This window comes from Microbacterium sp. AG1240 (assembly GCF_003635115.1).
Lineage (GTDB): Bacteria > Actinomycetota > Actinomycetes > Actinomycetales > Microbacteriaceae > Microbacterium.
The window spans coordinates 270,241-286,612 of sequence record NZ_RBXJ01000002.1 but is presented as its reverse complement, the minus strand read 5'-3'; the positions used below and the strand labels follow the sequence as shown (position 1 = coordinate 286,612).

Genomic DNA, 16,372 nt, shown 5'->3' with positions numbered 1-16,372 from the left:
GACCGCGGGATGCGGCGTCAGCGACCCGTGCCGGCGTGCACCGTGGCGTCGGTGTCGCCGTCGAGCCCGTAGGCCGTGTGCACGACGCGCGCCGCCTCGGCGAGGTCGTCGCCGCGCAGCACGACCGAGATGCGGATCTCGGAGGTCGAGATCATCTCGATGTTGACGCCGGTGAGGCTCAGGGCCTCGAAGAGCGTCGCCGAGACGCCCGAGTGCGTGCGCATGCCCGCACCGACGACCGAGAGCTTGCCGATCTGGTCGTCGTGGACGAGGTTCTCGAACCCGACCTCGGACTGCTCGGCGGCGAGCGCCTTGAGGGCGGTGGTCGCGTCGGTCTTGGGCAGGGTGAACGAGATGTCGGTACGGCTGGTCGCCGCCGCCGACACGTTCTGCACGATCATGTCGACGTTCGCACCCGACTTCGCGACGATCTTGAAGATGTCGGCGGCCTTGCCGGGAACGTCGGGCACACCGATGACGGTGATCTTGGCCTGGCTCAGGTCGGTGGCGACACCGGCGACGATGGGCTCTTCCATCTCTTCTCCCTCGGGGACGAGTTCGTGGTGGCGCGAACGGTCGAGCACCCAGGTGCCCTCGCTCGAGCTGAACGTGGATCGGGCGTGGATCAGCACGCCGTGACGGCGGGCGTATTCCACGGCGCGGATATAGAGGACCTTGGCGCCGTTGGCGGCGAGCTCGAGCATCTCTTCGCTCGAGACGCGCGAGAGCTTGCGCGCCTTCGGCACGACGCGCGGGTCGGCGGTGAAGATGCCGTCGACGTCGCTGTAGATCTCGCAGACGTCGGCGCTCAGCGCCGCGGCGAGCGCGACGGCGGTCGTGTCGGAGCCGCCGCGGCCGAGCGTGGTGATGTCGCGGGTGTCGCGGTTGAAGCCCTGGAAGCCGGCGACGATGACGATCGCACCCTCGTCGAGGGCCTCGCGCAGGCGGATCGGGGTGACGTCGACGATGCGGGCGGCGCCGTGGGTGGCGTCGGTGATCATGCCGGCCTGGCTGCCCGTGAACGAGCGCGCTTCGAACCCCATCGAGTGGATGGCCATCGCCAGCAGCGCCATCGAGATGCGCTCCCCGCTGGAGAGCAGCATGTCGAGCTCACGCGGCGCGGGGATCGGCGCCACCTGCTGCGCGAGATCGAGCAGTTCGTCGGTGGTGTCGCCCATCGCGCTCACCGCGACGACGACCTCGTGCCCGGCGCGGCGGGCGTCGACGATGCGCTTGGCGACGCGCTTGATGCTCTCGGCGTCGGCGACGGAGGATCCGCCGTACTTCTGGACGATCAGCGCCATGAGGGAACTCCCGGGAACGAACGGGCGGATGCTGCGCCCACCCCGCCATTCTAGGGAGCCCCGGATGCCGCGCCCGCCATGTGACGGGGGCGGCCGTTTCGACGCCGGGCGCGGCTCGTAGACTGGAGGGGCGGTGGCGCTCGTGAGGCCGAAGAATGCGCAGCGCCCACCCGATGAACGGAGATCCACGTGCAGCAACGACGCCGAGGACTCCTCTCCTCCTTGACCGGACTGGTCCGCTCCGATCCGTCCGACGCGCAGATGACCGCGGTGCTCCCGATCATCGACGACGCGCTCGGAGTGCGCATCCTCGATCTCGCGATCCGCATCGGCGAGTCGATGCTGGTGTCCGGGGCCACGGCGAGCGACACCACCCTCACGATCGTGCGGGTCAGTGCCGTCTACGGTCTCGACCCGGTGCACGTCGACGTCACGTACAACTCGATCACCGTCGCCCACCACCGCAGTGACGCCGCGCAGCCGCTCACCCTGATGAGGGTGGTGCGCGGATCGGCGCCCGACCACGAGCGACTCCTGCGCCTGCAGGCGCTCGTGGCCGAGATCGACGGGGGTCTCGACCTCGACGGGGCGGTCTCGCGGTATCGCGAGATCCGCCGCACGCCGTTCCGCTACCGCCCGCCCGTGGTGATTCTCGCGCAGGCCCTGCTCGCCGTCGGCGTCGCCGTGATGTTCGGGGCGAACTGGCTGCTCATCCTGCTCGCCTTCATCGCCGCCGGCCTGGCCGCCCTCACGCAGTTCGGCCTCGCGCGGGCGAAGGTGCCGTTCTTCTTCAGCCAGATCGCCGGGGCGTTCGTGCTGACGCTGTTCGCCGCGCTGTCGCCGCTGCTCGCCGAGACCGGGTGGGAGATGGCGCAATCGATCCGCCCCTCGGTCATCGTGGCCTCGGGGATCGTGCTGATGCTCGCGGGCCTCACCGTCGTCGGGGCCGCCCAGGATGCCATCGACGGCTTCGCCCTCACGGCGACCGGCCGCATCCTCGAACTCATCACGCAGACCCTGGGCGTCGTCATCGGCATCCTCGCCGGTCTCGAGACCGCCCGCGTCATCGGCTTCGGCATGGCACCGCCGAGCATGGCACTCCCCCTCGGGCCGGTGGGCCTGCAGTTCGCCGGAGCTGCCCTCATCGCGATCGCCGTGGCCGTGTTCAACGGAGCCCGCAGCCGCATCATCATCGTCAGCGCTCTACTGAGCCTGCTGGCGTGGTTCGGTTACGTCGCCGCATCCGCCATCGGATTCGACACGGCCGCCGCCAGCGGCGTCGGCGCGTTCGTCGGGAGCTTCGTGGGGGTGGTCGTCGCCTATCGCCTGCACGTGCCGTCGGTCGCCATCACGACCGCCGCGATCCTGCCGATGGTGCCCGGAGCCGCGGTCTTCCGCGGGCTCCTGGGCGTCGTGGAGTCGGGCGATAACACGGCGGAGCTCTTCACGGGCCTCACCACCCTCGTGGGCGCGGGCATCATCGGCGTGAGCCTCGCCGTGGGCGCTTCGCTCGGCCTCTACATCGGCGCGCCGGTGCGCGCGACGCTGCGCAGCGTCACCCGCACGCGCGCCCGCATCCGGCCGTAGGGACCGGATGCGGCGCTGTCGCACCCGCGTGCACGTCTACCCGAAGCGGCCGTTGACGTAGTCGTAGGTGCGCGGGTCGATCGGGGCGCCGAACATCGCCTCGGTGTCACCGTGCTCGACGATGTGACCCGGTTGCCCCTGCGACGCCAGGAAGAACGCGCACTGCTGCGACACGCGCTGCGCCTGCTGCATGTTGTGCGTGACGATCACGATCGTCACCTCCTTCTGCAGCTCGCCCATCGTCTCTTCGATGACGCGCGTCGAGGTGGGATCGAGAGCGGAGCACGGCTCGTCCATCAGCAGCACCTTTGGTTTGATGGCGAGCGACCGAGCGATGCACAGACGCTGCTGCTGGCCGCCCGAGAGGCCGCCGCCCGGCGCGCGCAGGCGGTCTTTGACCTCTTTCCACAGTCCCGCGCTGGTGAGGGACCGTTCGACGAGGTAGTCCTTCTCGTCGCGAGAGGCCCGCACACCGGTGAGTTTCAGGCCCGCGATGACGTTGTCGTAGATCGACATCGCCGGGAACGGGTTCGGCTTCTGGAACACCATCCCGATGTCGCGCCGCGCCTCGGTGAGCTTGCGGCTCGCGTCGTAGATGTCGACGCCGTCGAGCAGCACCTCCCCCGCGAGCGAGGCCGAGGGCACGAGCTCGTGCATGCGGTTCAGGATGCGCAAGAAGGTCGACTTGCCGCATCCGGACGGCCCGATGAGGGCCGTGACCTGCCCGGCGGGCATCGTCAGCGAGACGCGGTCGAGAACCTGGTGATCGCCGAACCACGCCGTGATCGCGTTCGCCTGGAGGGAGGCGAGGGGCTCGGCCGGCAAGGCGGGCACCGCCGGCAGGGACGCCGCGGGATAGTCCGACGTCGAGGGGGCGGGGACGTAGCCCGCCTGGTCGCGGCGGAGCCGCGTGGAGTCGCTCCGGCGCGACTCGGGCACCGGATCGATCACGGTCGTGATGTCGTCGGACATGGTGACGGCTTCCTTCGGGGTGGTCAGAGGAGATTGGGCAGCAGGCGCATCACCTGGTCGGCGATGAGGAATCCAGACAGCGCGAGCACGGGAACGAAGACGATCCACGTCTTCTGGGAACCGAACCGCCGGAACGACCACACCGCGGCGATCTCGACGGCGATGAGGAACTGCAGGGCGAACACGAGCGCCCACACCGTCGTCGTGTCGGTGGCCATCGCCCTGTCTTCGGGTGGGAGCAGTCCCGGCGTCGTCATGCGTGCACCGGCCGGCTGCGCGTCCGAGACGAGGCGGGCATCGACGTAGACGATCCCCGACGGGACGTAGGGGGCTCCCCGCGAGGTCTGCAGGATGAGCCTGCTCTCGCCCGGGACGAGGTTGGGCGGCGTCGGGTCGCCGGCGTACCTCACTCCGATCACCTCGAACGTCTGCAGCCCCTGCCCGGTACGGACGAGGATCGTCTCGCCGGGATCGAGCGACGGGATCACCGAGAACGGACCCCCGAACGCTGCCGCGCGTGCCATGAGGTAGCTCACTCCCGCCTGACCCGGCAGCACCGTGTCGCGGCGATGGGCGACACCCAGGGCCGTCTCGGCGGAGGACGAGCCCTCCACGACGACGTCGTAGAACCCGATGCTGGGGATCTCCATGATCGCGACCGGCGCGCCGTCCGCCAGCATCATGTCGTCGAAGGTGCCCTCGCTGACCGGGGCGGTGCCCGCCTGCAGCTGCAGACGGAACTCGTCGGACAACCGCTGCTGGGAGACGTGGTGCTGGAGGTGGCTGAACACCGTGAGATTCAGCACGAACATGAGGAGCATCAGCGCGACCGTGGCCGCGATGCTCCGCGCGAGAGCCTCGCCGCGGGTGAGGGGCGGGCGCACCCGCGGTGGGACGGGCGGCCTGCGGGGCGGCCGCGGGGTGCGCGGCGGCTTCGGCGGAGCGGGGGGCCGGACCCGACCCTTCTTCGCGGGGGGCGCGGCGTCCGGCTCGGCGACCTCCGGCTCGACCGGCGACTCGGCGATCGTCATGCCCACGCCCCGACCGGCTCGGTGCCCTCGCGACGGCGCAGCACCGCGGCGACGACCCACGCAGCGAGCCCGAGCGCCACGAGAAGGACGACGAACCACGGGAGGGCGAAGACGGTGGCGTCCCGCGTGAGCGGAGTCAGTTGCGCGTCGTCGACCGTCTCGGGCGGCGTGAAGGTCGTGTGGGCGGTCAGGACCGTCCACTGGCCGACGCCCGGGAGCGAGGCGCTCACGGTGCGGGTCTCCCCCGGCTTGAGGGCAGCGACGGCGACACCGTCGGCCGACGAGATGCGGAGCCCGAACGGGCCCTCCATCCAGAAGTCCGCCGTCGCGTCGACCGTCGACTGCGAGGTGTTGCGCACCGTGAACGACAGCTCGAGATCTCCGCCGAAGGGGTTGAACGACGGACGGTACGACGTCGAGAGCCCGCCGATGCTCAGCATCCCGCCCAGGTCGACCTCGTCGAGCGAGAGGGTCGGCAGTTCACTGTCGGTGACGACGCCCGCCGGATCGATGCCCGCCCCGGTGCCGGGGCTGTACTGGCGCGTCGATGTGCCGCGGGGGGCGGTTCCGGAACCGCCCGACACGGTGCCGCTCGGCTTCGCGTCGCACGGTGACGTGGCAGGACCGACGATCGTGGCCGACATGTCGACCCCGCCCTCGCTCGGTGCCGGGCTGGACGTTGTCGAGCACGTGACCGCGCTCGGCGACGCGACGGCCGAGCCCACGGGAAGAGCCAGCAGGGCGATGGCGGATGCTGCGAGGACCGCGACGATGCGGCCCAGGCGCACCGCGCGAGCCTCGTGGCGCCTCACGGGGATTCCGATCGCGTCGGGCCGGCAGCGGCGACCACGGCGGGCTCGCGCTCGGATTCCGCCTTGCGGCGAGCTTCGGCCTCGGTGTACTCGATCCACGCCTGCGCCCGACGGGCGTCGCGGCGGCGGCTGAAGACGACCCAGCCCCAGATTCCGAGGCCGAGCACGATCAGCCCGAGCAGCACCCAGGGCACCGCGAACAGGATCGTGTCGCGGGTGACGCTGGTCAACGGGCCGGGGTTGAGCGCTTCGGCGTCGACCGACGGGTAGAGGGTGACGACGGGGTTGAGGAAGACCCACTGCCCGACACCCGACACGGTCGTCGTGACCGTCCGCGTGCTCCCCGGCAGCATCTCGTCCACCTCGGTCTCGAGCGCAGAGGTCAGGCCGATACCGAACAGACCCTTGATCTCGGTCTTGAGGCCTCCGGAGAGCGCGACGTTCCCGGCATTGCGGACGGTGAACGTGACGGTCGCCTCGCCGGCGAGAGGATTGATGCTGGGGGTGTACGACGCACTCACGCCGTCGACGGTGAGGTTCGGCTGGAGATCTCCCGGAACGCGGACGTAGAGCCGGGTGCCCACGCGACGGTCGACGAGCACCTGCCCGTCGTCGGCCAGCGCCGAGACGACCATGCCGGCAGCGTGGTCTCCCGGTGAGGCGTCGGCGGGGACGACCAGCGAGAACGGGACCTCACGCGACTCGCCGGGCTGCAGGGCGGCCGTCACGGAGGTCTCGCCGCCGAACCGCACCCAGGCGCCGGCATCGGCGGGCTGAACGCCCGTATCGAGGAGTCCGTAGCCGCCCTCGGCGGTGTTGAAGGCGTCGGTGGCGAAGACGGTGAAGGTCTGTGCGGTCGTGCCGGAGTTGGTGACGACATAGACGTCGTCGAGGGTCTGGCCGGGGCTCATCTGATAGCTGAAGCGCGTGCGACCCACCGAGTCGTCACCGGCAGCCTGCGGCTTCGCCGAGATGCCGATCGTGTCTTCGGGGGCAGCCGCATCGGCGGCGGGGGCGAGAGCGGCGAACGACAGTGCGATCCCGGCGATCAGAGCGATCGCTAGGGAGCGGGGGCCCCGCGCGTTCGGGCGCGCGGAGAAGGTGATCTTGAGCACGTTCTATCTCCACAGAAGTTGCTTGCCGCGATCGGTCCCACGAATGAACGAGGGTTGAACTCGGAACGGACGAGAAACGCACGACGGGGGCGGCGCCGAAGCGCCGCCCCCGCGTGGGGAGGCCTACTTCGAGACGAGCGTGAGCGTCATCTTCGAGGTGTAGGTGCCCGCCGGAGCGTCCGACGGCGCGACCAGCGTGAGGTCGGCGCCGAGCTTCGTGACGCCGACGCCCGCACCCGCGGCCGCCTGAGCGAACGGGGCGGGGTAGGTCGCCGCGCCGGCGGCCTGCGCCGCAGCGGGCGAGACACCGGTCGAGGTGGTGCCGGTGGCGTTCACCTTGGGGGCGACACCGAGGTTGGTCGCACCGATGGTCGCGGTGCCGTTGGTGAAGTCGGCGACGGACTGCGTCAGGGTCCAGCCCTTGCGCGAGACGACGCGCTCGTCGTTCACCGTGACCTCGGGGAGCGACGCCATCGAGGTCGACTTGCCGTTGACGAGGGTGGCCTCGCCGAACGTCGCCTTCGCGCCGGCGGGGACGACGAGCGACAGGCTGCCGTCGGTCGGGGCGATGGTTGTCGCCTCGAGATCGATCTCGCCCGTCGTGCTGGGATCGGTCGGGTCGACGGGGCCGGTCGCGTCGTCCTCGGTAGCGACGTAGCTCCAGCTGCCGCCGGGCTGCACTGTGATGTGCACGAACGAGACGTCCTCGACGGTCACACCGTAGCTCGACGTGAAGGCGATACCCGCCGAGAAGGTGCCGCCGTTCGCCTTGACCGACGCGTAGTTCGAGCCCGCCAGGTTGTTGAGCAGCATCGCCGGCGTGAGGACCGTCTTGGCGGAGGGGTCGTTGAAGCCGTTCATCTGGCGACCGAGCCACTTGGAGGTGTCGCGCTCGTCGCCGCGCGGCGAGACGAAGACGTACACCTCGCTGGCCGCAGCCGGGCCGGTGAACATCTGGTCGTAGTTCGAGAAGCCGGAGTCGCTGGGGTACCCCGCGACGAGCTGGTCGAACGCGATCGGCGCGCCGTCGGCGACGAGCGCCTCGGTGGCCGCGTCGAAGACGTAGTAGGCGGAGGTGGAGCCGGAAGGCGTGATCGCGGCGGACGCGGAGGAGACTCCGCCTCCGATCAGCGCGACCGCGACGGCGCCGACGACGGCGGCCTTGACGGTGGTGAGCTTGAACATGAGTGTGTGTGTCCTAGTCGTTTCAGTGCCGATCAGCCCTGCGCGTACGCGGCGACAGGGGTGGTCGAGCTGGGGGCGAGGAAGCCGAACTTGCGCTTGACCGAACCTGCCGCCAGCGGCGACAGGCTGAAGGAGGTCAGGCTCGTGATGGAGGCCGAGTTGACGAGGTTCGCGAGAACCGGGTCGTAGGAGGGGGCGCCGCTGTAGGTGAAGCTCGACTGCACGCGGGCGCGCTGGACGATCAGGTAGGTGTCGCGACCGAAGGTCGTGTTGGAGTAGAAGGCGGCGTTCGGCACGAGCGACGGGGCCGTCCCGGTGAAGGGAGTCGCGCCGCTGACGGGCGAGCCCAGCGAGACGCCCGTCGAGGCGGCGATGGTGTTGACGCTCGCGACGTTGTTGGCCTGCGCGACCCAGTTGGCGGCCGAGAACGGGATGATCTCGCCGTCGCCGAGGATGGTCGCGTCGTTCTCGGGGACCGTCGTGTTCGAGGCGTCGGCCACACCGGACGGGTTGGTGACGCCGATCGCGCCGAGGAAGAACGAGCGGGTGCCCGACGACGTCTGGGGCAGGCGCGGCTTGATGGTCGCGCCGCCGACCGACGTGATCGTGCCCTCGTAGATGCCCTTGAGCTGGGCAGCGGTGAGGTTGGCCCACTCGGCGTTGCCGCCCTTGTAGGCGTAGGCCACCGCGTCGCGGCCGAACGGCACGTAGAGGAGGCGACCCTCGGCGTTCGCGTTCGTGCCCGCACCGCTGGAGGAACGCGCGATGTCGACCTGGCCCGTGATCGAACGAGCGGGCGTGGTGTTGCCCGACGCCGACCAGTTGGCGCCGTCGATCGAACGACGCAGAGCGTCGCGACCGGCGCTCGAGCCGTTCGGGCGTGCGAAGAACGGGCCGCCCGACTTCGTCTGGATGGCGGGCGAGCCGAACGCGTCGAAGTTTCCGATGGTCTGTCCGTCCGCGAGGATGCGGACGTAGGAGCCGGAGGCGTTGGTGCCGTTGGTCAGCGCGTTCATCGCGTCCTGCAGAGTGTCGGAGCCGACAGCCACATAGCTGTTCGACACCGGCTCGGCCGAGGCGGTGGAGGCAAGGCCGATGCCCGAAAGGACGAGGCCGACAGCCGCGCCGAGCGCGGCGATCTTCTTGAGCTTCACTGGATACCTAACTGTGTGTGATGAGTAATGCATACGGGTAATGCGGAGAGGAGAGTCGGGTGTCCACGTCAGGTGCGACGCGGGAGTCGGGGGATGATCAGAACGGCGGCCGCGCTCATGAGCCCGGCGAGGAGGCTCACAGGAAGCACGGTTCCGAGACCGCCGCTGCTCGGGTCGGCGGGGGTCTGCGCCCCCGCGAGCGCCCCCGCCACGGCCCCCGACGCGGTCGGCCCGGTGTCGGTGGTCGCGGAGGCCGACGACGCCGCGGCGCCCGAGACGGAGGGCGCGGCATTGGTGGCCGCACTCGGCATACTTCCGCTCGCGGGACCGGCACCCCCGCTGCCGTTGCTGCCGTTCGGCCGCGGGGCGGTGGACCGCGTCAGTCCGCCCTGGATGACGTTCGCCGCGATGATCGACTGGGACCGCCATGATTCGGGGATGGGCGCGTACCCGACCGGAAGCTGCCCCACCTGCACTCCGGGCACTTGGCCGTACCCGACGGCGTAGCGGATGAAGTCGGCATAGCTCGACCGGGCGTCGGCGTCGCTCATGTAGGGGTTCACCGCCGCGTAGACGGGCATCGTCAGCGGGTAGGCGCCCGTCGCGGCGCGTGCCGCGTCGGAGGACACATCGAACCCGCGCACCTGGGTCTGGGCGGTCGAGGAGGTCATGGCCCCCGCGGCGGCCGTCATGGCCCCCGTGGAGGCGGTGACGAACTCGCCGGCCGGATTCTCGAGCGCGGCCGTGACGATCTGATACTTCTCCGAGGCTGCGCTGTCGGTCAGGGCGATGACGGATTGGCTCCCCTGGAGGCTGCGCGGAACCCGCAGGTACCTCGGCGGCGCGGCGAGCGCATCCCACCGGTCCACGAGCTGGGCGTCGCCGCGCAGGGCCAGATACCCGGACGTGTCGAGATCGTTCGTGTAGGGCCGCCAGGTGATGAGGTTGAGCTCGCCCGCACCGCCGGCGATCGCCTCGCGCTTGGTCGGATCGGCCTTCGGGAAGTTGTCCGCCGGCAGCATGAGCGCGCCGCTCGGGTTCACCTCGGCGTTCGTGGAGCTGTACTTGTTGACCTTCGTCCCCCACGCATCGGGCTCGCCGTTCACGAAGGCGCGGGCATCAGCATCCGCGAGCACGTAGTTCCACAGAGCGAGGGCGACGTCTGAGCGCCCCTGCGGGAGGAGCATGTCGGACACCCCGATCCCCGCGATGGCCTGGCTCCTCCACTCGGGGTCGTTGATCTCGAGGAATTCCTCGTCGAACAACAGATTGCGGGGGTTGCCCGCGAGGTGATCCTTGGCCGTCTCGGACGGAAGCGAATCGACGTACGAGTACGTCAGCAGCTTCGCGATGAGACGCGGGGTCAGCTTCATCGAGGTGAACGGCAGACCCGCGCGCGCCTGCTCCTCGTCCGACGCCTTCGACCCGTCGGGGAATCGATCGATCGAGAAGGCGACCGTCACGGCGGACAGCGCGACCGGTGCGTAGATCAAGTCATCGGCGTCCTCGCCGGAGTACGGACGGGAGGTGAGCGCGAGCGGTGCCGAGCCGGTCGCGGCGTTCGCCGCCGTCACGGCGTCGGACTCGGTGCCGGTGATCATGTTGTAGATGTCGCCCCCGCCCGTGCACAGGCTGGGCTGCCAGGAGGAGACCGCGCTGGCGAGCAGCTCGCTTCCGACGACCTGGCGCTCGGGAGCCCCGATCTCGCAGCTGCTCCCGATCGGCCGGAAATCCATCTTGACCGCGATGTGATGCCGCCAGCTGTCCCAGAAGACTCCTGGCTGGGTGATGGCGTTCTCACCATTGTCGGCCGCACCGCGAGGGATGATCACGAGCCAGCACGACTGCGCCGCCGCTGTTCCGTCGGACGCCTGCGTGCTGCGTCCGCAGCCGAGCCCGCGAGACTGCACGGCCGTCTGCACCTCGAACTTCGCGCTGCCTTCTCCATTGGCGCCGGAGCCCGCCCACGAGACCTCGTTGGAGGTGTACTGGGAGATGAACTGGTTCTGATTCAGGTCGGCGCGCTTCGACCGATCCGGTTCGACGTACGCGCCATTGGCGATGCGCTCGACTCTGTCGTTCACGCCGTCGCGCGAGGTGGAGGAGACGAAGGGGATCGCGGTCTCGGCCGGATTGTTCGGGTCGGTTCCGGCGACGGTGTAGTAGCGATCCTGCGCGGGGATCTCCTGGTCGAACGGGCGGCTTCCGACGCGCCCGGTCCCGGGTGTTCCCGTGCCGCCGTACTGGCACGTCGTGCGATCGGGCGTACCCGGGTTCAGGGGGTCGTCGCCCCAGCACTGCGCGAACTGGAGGAAGTTCTCTCCGCCGACCTGAGTGCTCGGCTGGCTGGACTGCTTGCCGCCCTTCCACGCGATCTCGATGCCTTGTGCGGTCAGACCGGCCGTCTGCGACACCGTGATCTCGAGATCGGGGAGGGGGGCGCCTTCGGCGGCAGAGCCGCCGTATGGACTCTTCGCGTAGTACTCGGCCGCGGAGACCGTGACCGGGCGCAGATCCACCTCGGCGTCGGCCGCGGCGGTCGCCGGCGATGTCGCCAGACCGCCGGCGGTCATCGCCGTGAAGACGAGACCGCCGATGAGCACGCCGGTGAGGCCGGAGACGAGGCCTCGCCGCGCGCGACGTTCGGGTGCAGCCGTACGCAAGGGTTCTCCTACGAATTCGCGGCAGCGGGTGACTGCCGACAGCGATGAAATTATGGGCGGGTCATGACGTTCAGATGAACGATCCGTCAACGACGTACCGCGTGATCATGGCGTGCTGACGCGGCGCGTCGAGCGACTTATTTCTGGCCTGCGACCGGGCTTTTTACACGCCGATCGACGGTGACGTCGTCACCGTGTGCGGCAGGGGGTCAGCCCGTCTTGCGCCCGCCCCCGCGGAGCCGTCGAGAGAGCACCGGGGGCAGGATGATCGACCCGAGCAGAAGCATCGCGGCCGCGAGCATCAGCAGCTGTGGGCCGCCCCAGACGGGATCGGGGATCGTGAACGGTGACGACACCGCCGTGCGACCGCCCGCGACCGAGCCGGAGACGAGCGCCCCGTTGGCGTCGTACACGGCGTCTCCGCCGACCGCGGCGGCGTCCACCGCAGCCGGATCGGCGGCGGCCGCACCTCCCGACGCTGCCGCGGCCGTTCCGGCTGCGGCCGCCCCGGCCGCGGAGCCGCCGCTGCCGGACCCGGTGACGTCGGTGTCGGTATCGGAGGCTCCGGCCGTGCCGGTGGTGCACTGGTTCGGTCCCTGCCGATCGCACTCGGCGGGTTGCTTCGCCGTCTGTGCGAGTCGGTTGTTGTCGAGGGAGTCGCCCGGTTGGAACGTCGGGTTGTTGCACTTGTTGATGTCCACGACCGAGCCCTGCGCACCCGGGATGCGCTTGATCTGCTCCGCTCCGGCCTGCACGAGGTTCATCGGCAGCGGCGAGTAGCCGAGCTGCTCCGCCTGCTGCTGCCCCTCGCACAACACGTACCGGGCGAACTCTCCGAGGGTGCGTCCCTTGTCGGCGGTGAACGTGCCACCTTCGACGGTCGGCACGATCATGTAGGAGTAGCTCGACAGCGGGTAGGTGCGCGGGTCGGTGTTGCCGTAGACGCCGTCGAGGATCTGCGTCAGGTAGTCCGGCGAGCTGCTGTTGGTGTTGATCTGCGCCTTCAACATCGCAACCGCGACCGACGACGCGGTCGGTTCGATGTAGTAGCCGGCCGCGTTGAGCACTTTCGCGACGGGGAAGCCCGACTTCACCGCGTACGAGTACTCGACATAGGTGATCGCTCCCTCTCCGTAGCCCTGGCTGACGTAGCCCGACACACCCAGCGATCCAGACTGCAGCGTCGCCCCCACGTTGCCGGGGAACTGCGACGTCATGCCGGTCGTCCAGATGTCTCCGTGCTGCTTGGACATCCACATGGTGAACTGCGCCGTGGAACCGGAGCCGTCGGAGCGCGCGACGCGTTGGATCGCCCGGTCGGGCATCGCGAGGCCGGGATTGTCGGCCTGGATCTCGGGGTTGTTCCAGTTCGTGATCTGACCGGCGAAGATCTTCGAGACGGTCGCGCCCGACAGGCGGAGGTTGGTGACGCGCTTGCCACCGATCTTGAGGTTGTACATGAATGCGGTACCACCGGCCACGATCGGCATGTAGGCGTAGCTACCGGCGGTCGGCTTCTCGGGCTGCGCCCCGGACTCGGTGGGCTGCAGCTGGAAGGGGATCTCGCTGATCGCGAAATCGACCGTGCGGTTGATGAAGTCACCGCGACCCGCGGTGGAGCCGAGCCCGCGATAGTCGACGGTCATGCCGTAGTTCGACTGCACGTTGCGCCGCCATTGGTCCAGCGCGTTCTGCGACCAGGTCGATCCCGAACCCGAGATGTTGGCGTACGGGTCTGCGGCCTGCGCCGATGCCGTGGCGCCGGTGACGGCGGCGGTCGAGACGAGCAGCGCGACGAGCGCCGTCGCGAGAGGACGGAAACGTCGGCGGATCACGAGCGCTCCTTCGGGGTGTCGGGGGTGTCGGTGGATTCAGGTCGGATCACGTCGGTGATGTCGTGCGAGGTCACCGTCGGATCGGAGGGCGTATCGGGCACGTCGTGCTCGTCGGACGCCTCCAGCGGCTGCGGTTCGGACGAGACCGGTGCGCCTGTGGCGACAGGGGCGAACACGGCGGTCTCGATGGGCGACCTCACAGCAGCCCCGCTCTCGATCCGCTCGAGGTCGGCGAGCGACGCGGCCGCGCGCGCCCGGCGTCGACGCGGGCTCAGTTGGCCCGGCCCCTTCCCGCCGACGATGCGAGCGATCACGAAGAGCACGAGGACGAGGGCGATGAGGGTCGCGGCAGCGCCGAACCCCCGCGCGATCATCGTCGGCTCGGGCGACTTCACCATGTCGAAGACCTGGAGCGGAAGCGAGATCATCGCCCCCGAGAACGGGTTCACGTTCATCACCGCGGTCACGCCCGACGTGAGGAGCACGGGTGAGGTCTCCCCCACCCCACGCGCCGTCCCGAGGATCACCGCGGTCGCGAGGCCGGAACGGGACGTGGGGAGCACGACGGTCCAGACTGTGCGCCACCGCGAGGCGCCGAGCGCGTACGACGCCTCGCGCAGGTTGCCGGGGACGAGCCGGAGGACGACGTCGGAGGCGCGGATGATGATCGGGAGCATCATGACCGTGATCGCGAGGGATGCGGCGAAGCCGGAGCGCTCCTGGGTGATGAGCGTGATGATGGCGGCGTAGATGAACAGGCCGGCCACGATCGAGGGCAGCGCCGTCATCGCGTCCGAGATCGTCCGGACGAAACGGGCGAAGCGGCCGCCGATCTCGTTCATGAACACGGCGGTGGCGATGCCGAGGGGCACGGAGATGAGCAGCGCGATCGAGATCTGGATCAGGGTTCCGACGATCGCGTGCGCGATCCCGCCGACCTCGAGCGGGTCCAGCGGACCCGCATACTGCATCGTCTCGAAGAAGAAGGTGAAACGGATGAACGGCCACGACGTCGAGAACAGGGCCGGCATGCCCCGGACGACCGTGAAGACGACGACGAACACGAGCGCGGCGAGGAGGATCGCCCCGGCGCTGTACAGCAGGGCGGTCATCACCCGGTCGGCCACCTCGAGCCGATCGGCCCGCAGGATGATCAGGAGCGCGTAGATCGCGATGAAGGACAGGTAGGCGACCACAGCCCAACCGACCGCGCCCGTCATCGGTGTGAGCCAGCCGAACAGCAGGGTCGCCACCGCCAGTGCTGCGGCGAGCGCCCCCAAAAGGTTGAAACGCTCCTCGGCGGGGGTCCCGCGCATCTGGCGGCGGGGGCCGATCGGAGCGTCCCCCGGATCGGGGCGGAAGGTTCCGCCCGGTGACGACAGCGGCGCCGAAGCGATCCGGTCGGTCGCGACACCGTCGTCACGCGTGCTCCATCGGGCTTCGAGCGGATCGATGACGGTGGTGGTGGTGGTGTCGATGGTCACGGTCATCCGTCGCTCTCCGCACCGGAACGCGATCGGGCGACGATCGACGAAGCGGTGAAGTTGATGATGAGGGTGATGACGAAGAGGGTGAGACCGGCGGCCATCAGCGCCGAGAGCCCGAACTGACTCGCCTCGCCGTAACGGAGGGCGATCAGCGCGGAGATCGAGTTGGTGCCTTTGCTGAGCAGCTCCCAGTTGATCGTGAAGATCGGGGAGATGATCATGTAGACGGCGATCGTCTCGCCGAGAGCTCGTCCGAGGCCCAGCATGGTGCCGCCGATGACGCCGCCTCGCCCGAAGGGGAGCACGACCGTGCGGATCATCCCCCATCGCGTCGAGCCGAGAGCGAGGGCCCCCTCGCGCTCTCCCACCGGGGCCTGCGAGAAGGCCTCGCGCATGACCGAGGTCTGCGTCGGAGACACCATGAGTGCGACGACGATTCCCGCGATGAACGCCGAGGAGGTGAAGGCGCCCGCTTCGGTGAGCCGCGCGCCGTCCGGATCGGTGACCGCGAAGACCGGGATCCAGCCGAAGTAGGTGGAGATCCACTGGGCGACCGGGATGACCGCCTCCTGCAGGAAGAAGACCCCCCAGAGGCCGTACACGACGCTGGGCACGGCGGCCATCAGGTCGACCAGGGTGATGAGCATCGATTTCAGGCGAGGCGGGGCGATCTCCGAGATCAACAGCGCCGTTCCGAGGGCGAGCGGAACGGAGAACGCCATCGCGACCAGCGCGATCGAGACGGTGCCGAACAGTACGGCGACGATGCCGAACTGGCCGGTCTCAGGCGACCACTCCTGCGTCCAGAAGAACGACAGCCCCGCGACTCCCAGCGCCTCACCGCTGCGGAGGGTCAGGAACAATCCGACCGCGAGCATGATCGCCACCGTGATCCCGCCGGCGAGGAACGACCCCGAGCGGAAGATGGAGTCCGAGACCGAGGGCGCGGCCTTCAGCGAGCGCGCCGCGATCTTGGGCTTCTGATCCGCAGCATCCGCGTCGGACGATCGTTCGGGCTCGGTCGGCGTCAGCAGCCGCGTGAGGTCGTCGGAGCCGACATTCGTCATGCGCATACCTCGGACGTGCGCGAGGGCAGGGGGAAAGCGCGTCTCATGGGGCTTCCTGAGCAGAACGACCGGCGGCGGGTTCCGGCCGGATCCTCGCCATCGTGGGCATCGAAGGTGAACAACCCCCGACGAGTCGGAGAAGGACGGCTGTCGCGGTCGT

Annotated in this window: 12 protein-coding genes; 1 reads left to right on the top strand and 11 read right to left on the bottom strand. The window is 69.5% G+C overall.

Annotated elements, in window-relative coordinates:
- Nucleotides 1–17 precede the first annotated feature (17 nt).
- Nucleotides 18–1,304: an aspartate kinase gene (locus DEU34_RS09910; protein ID WP_116647889.1), complete on the bottom strand. Its 1,287-nt coding sequence runs from the start codon at nt 1,302–1,304 to the stop codon at nt 18–20.
- A 222-nt stretch (nt 1,305–1,526) separates the two neighbouring features.
- Here DEU34_RS09910 and DEU34_RS09905 point away from each other — a divergent pair, with 222 nt between their 5' ends.
- Nucleotides 1,527–2,891, top strand: coding sequence for a threonine/serine exporter ThrE family protein (locus DEU34_RS09905; RefSeq protein WP_259460108.1), 1,365 nt, complete (start codon nt 1,527–1,529; stop codon nt 2,889–2,891).
- A 36-nt stretch (nt 2,892–2,927) separates the two neighbouring features.
- On the opposite strand, the gene DEU34_RS09900 is transcribed toward DEU34_RS09905, so the two are convergent.
- The 10 genes from DEU34_RS09900 to pstC form a co-directional block, all read right to left on the bottom strand.
- Nucleotides 2,928–3,863: a phosphate ABC transporter ATP-binding protein gene (locus DEU34_RS09900; RefSeq protein ID WP_121150018.1), complete on the bottom strand. Its 936-nt coding sequence runs from the start codon at nt 3,861–3,863 to the stop codon at nt 2,928–2,930.
- Nucleotides 3,864–3,886: 23 nt separating this feature from the next.
- Nucleotides 3,887–4,747: a sortase domain-bontaining protein gene (locus tag DEU34_RS09895; RefSeq protein WP_259460107.1), complete on the bottom strand. Its 861-nt coding sequence runs from the start codon at nt 4,745–4,747 to the stop codon at nt 3,887–3,889.
- Between the two features lie 143 nt (nt 4,748–4,890).
- Complete coding sequence (locus DEU34_RS09890; RefSeq protein WP_147424038.1) at nt 4,891–5,706, bottom strand: hypothetical protein; 816 nt, start codon at nt 5,704–5,706, stop codon at nt 4,891–4,893.
- Entirely contained in the window at nt 5,703–6,821 is a 1,119-nt protein-coding gene (locus DEU34_RS09885) for a hypothetical protein (protein WP_121150016.1), read from the bottom strand. Before DEU34_RS09885 ends, DEU34_RS09890 begins: the two co-directional genes overlap by 4 nt.
- 123 nt (nt 6,822–6,944) lie before the next feature.
- Nucleotides 6,945–8,006, bottom strand: coding sequence for a WxL domain-containing protein (locus tag DEU34_RS09880; protein WP_121150015.1), 1,062 nt, complete (start codon nt 8,004–8,006; stop codon nt 6,945–6,947).
- Nucleotides 8,007–8,038: 32 nt separating this feature from the next.
- A complete protein-coding gene (locus DEU34_RS09875) occupies nt 8,039–9,160 on the bottom strand; it encodes a substrate-binding domain-containing protein (protein ID WP_183042428.1) in 1,122 nt (373 codons plus the stop codon).
- Nucleotides 9,161–9,228: 68 nt separating this feature from the next.
- Entirely contained in the window at nt 9,229–11,823 is a 2,595-nt protein-coding gene (locus DEU34_RS09870) for a hypothetical protein (protein ID WP_121150013.1), read from the bottom strand.
- Nucleotides 11,824–12,032: 209 nt separating this feature from the next.
- Nucleotides 12,033–13,658 carry a phosphate ABC transporter substrate-binding protein PstS gene (gene pstS / locus DEU34_RS09865; RefSeq protein ID WP_259460106.1) on the bottom strand — a complete coding sequence of 542 codons (1,626 nt, stop codon included), beginning with the start codon at nt 13,656–13,658 and terminating at the stop codon, nt 12,033–12,035.
- Nucleotides 13,655–15,148, bottom strand: coding sequence for a phosphate ABC transporter permease PstA (pstA, locus tag DEU34_RS09860; RefSeq protein ID WP_220659944.1), 1,494 nt, complete (start codon nt 15,146–15,148; stop codon nt 13,655–13,657). The genes pstS and pstA overlap by 4 nt, the downstream gene beginning before the upstream one ends.
- A complete protein-coding gene (gene pstC, locus DEU34_RS09855) occupies nt 15,145–16,212 on the bottom strand; it encodes a phosphate ABC transporter permease subunit PstC (RefSeq protein ID WP_121150584.1) in 1,068 nt (355 codons plus the stop codon). Before pstC ends, pstA begins: the two co-directional genes overlap by 4 nt.
- Between the last annotated feature and the right edge of the window lie 160 nt (nt 16,213–16,372).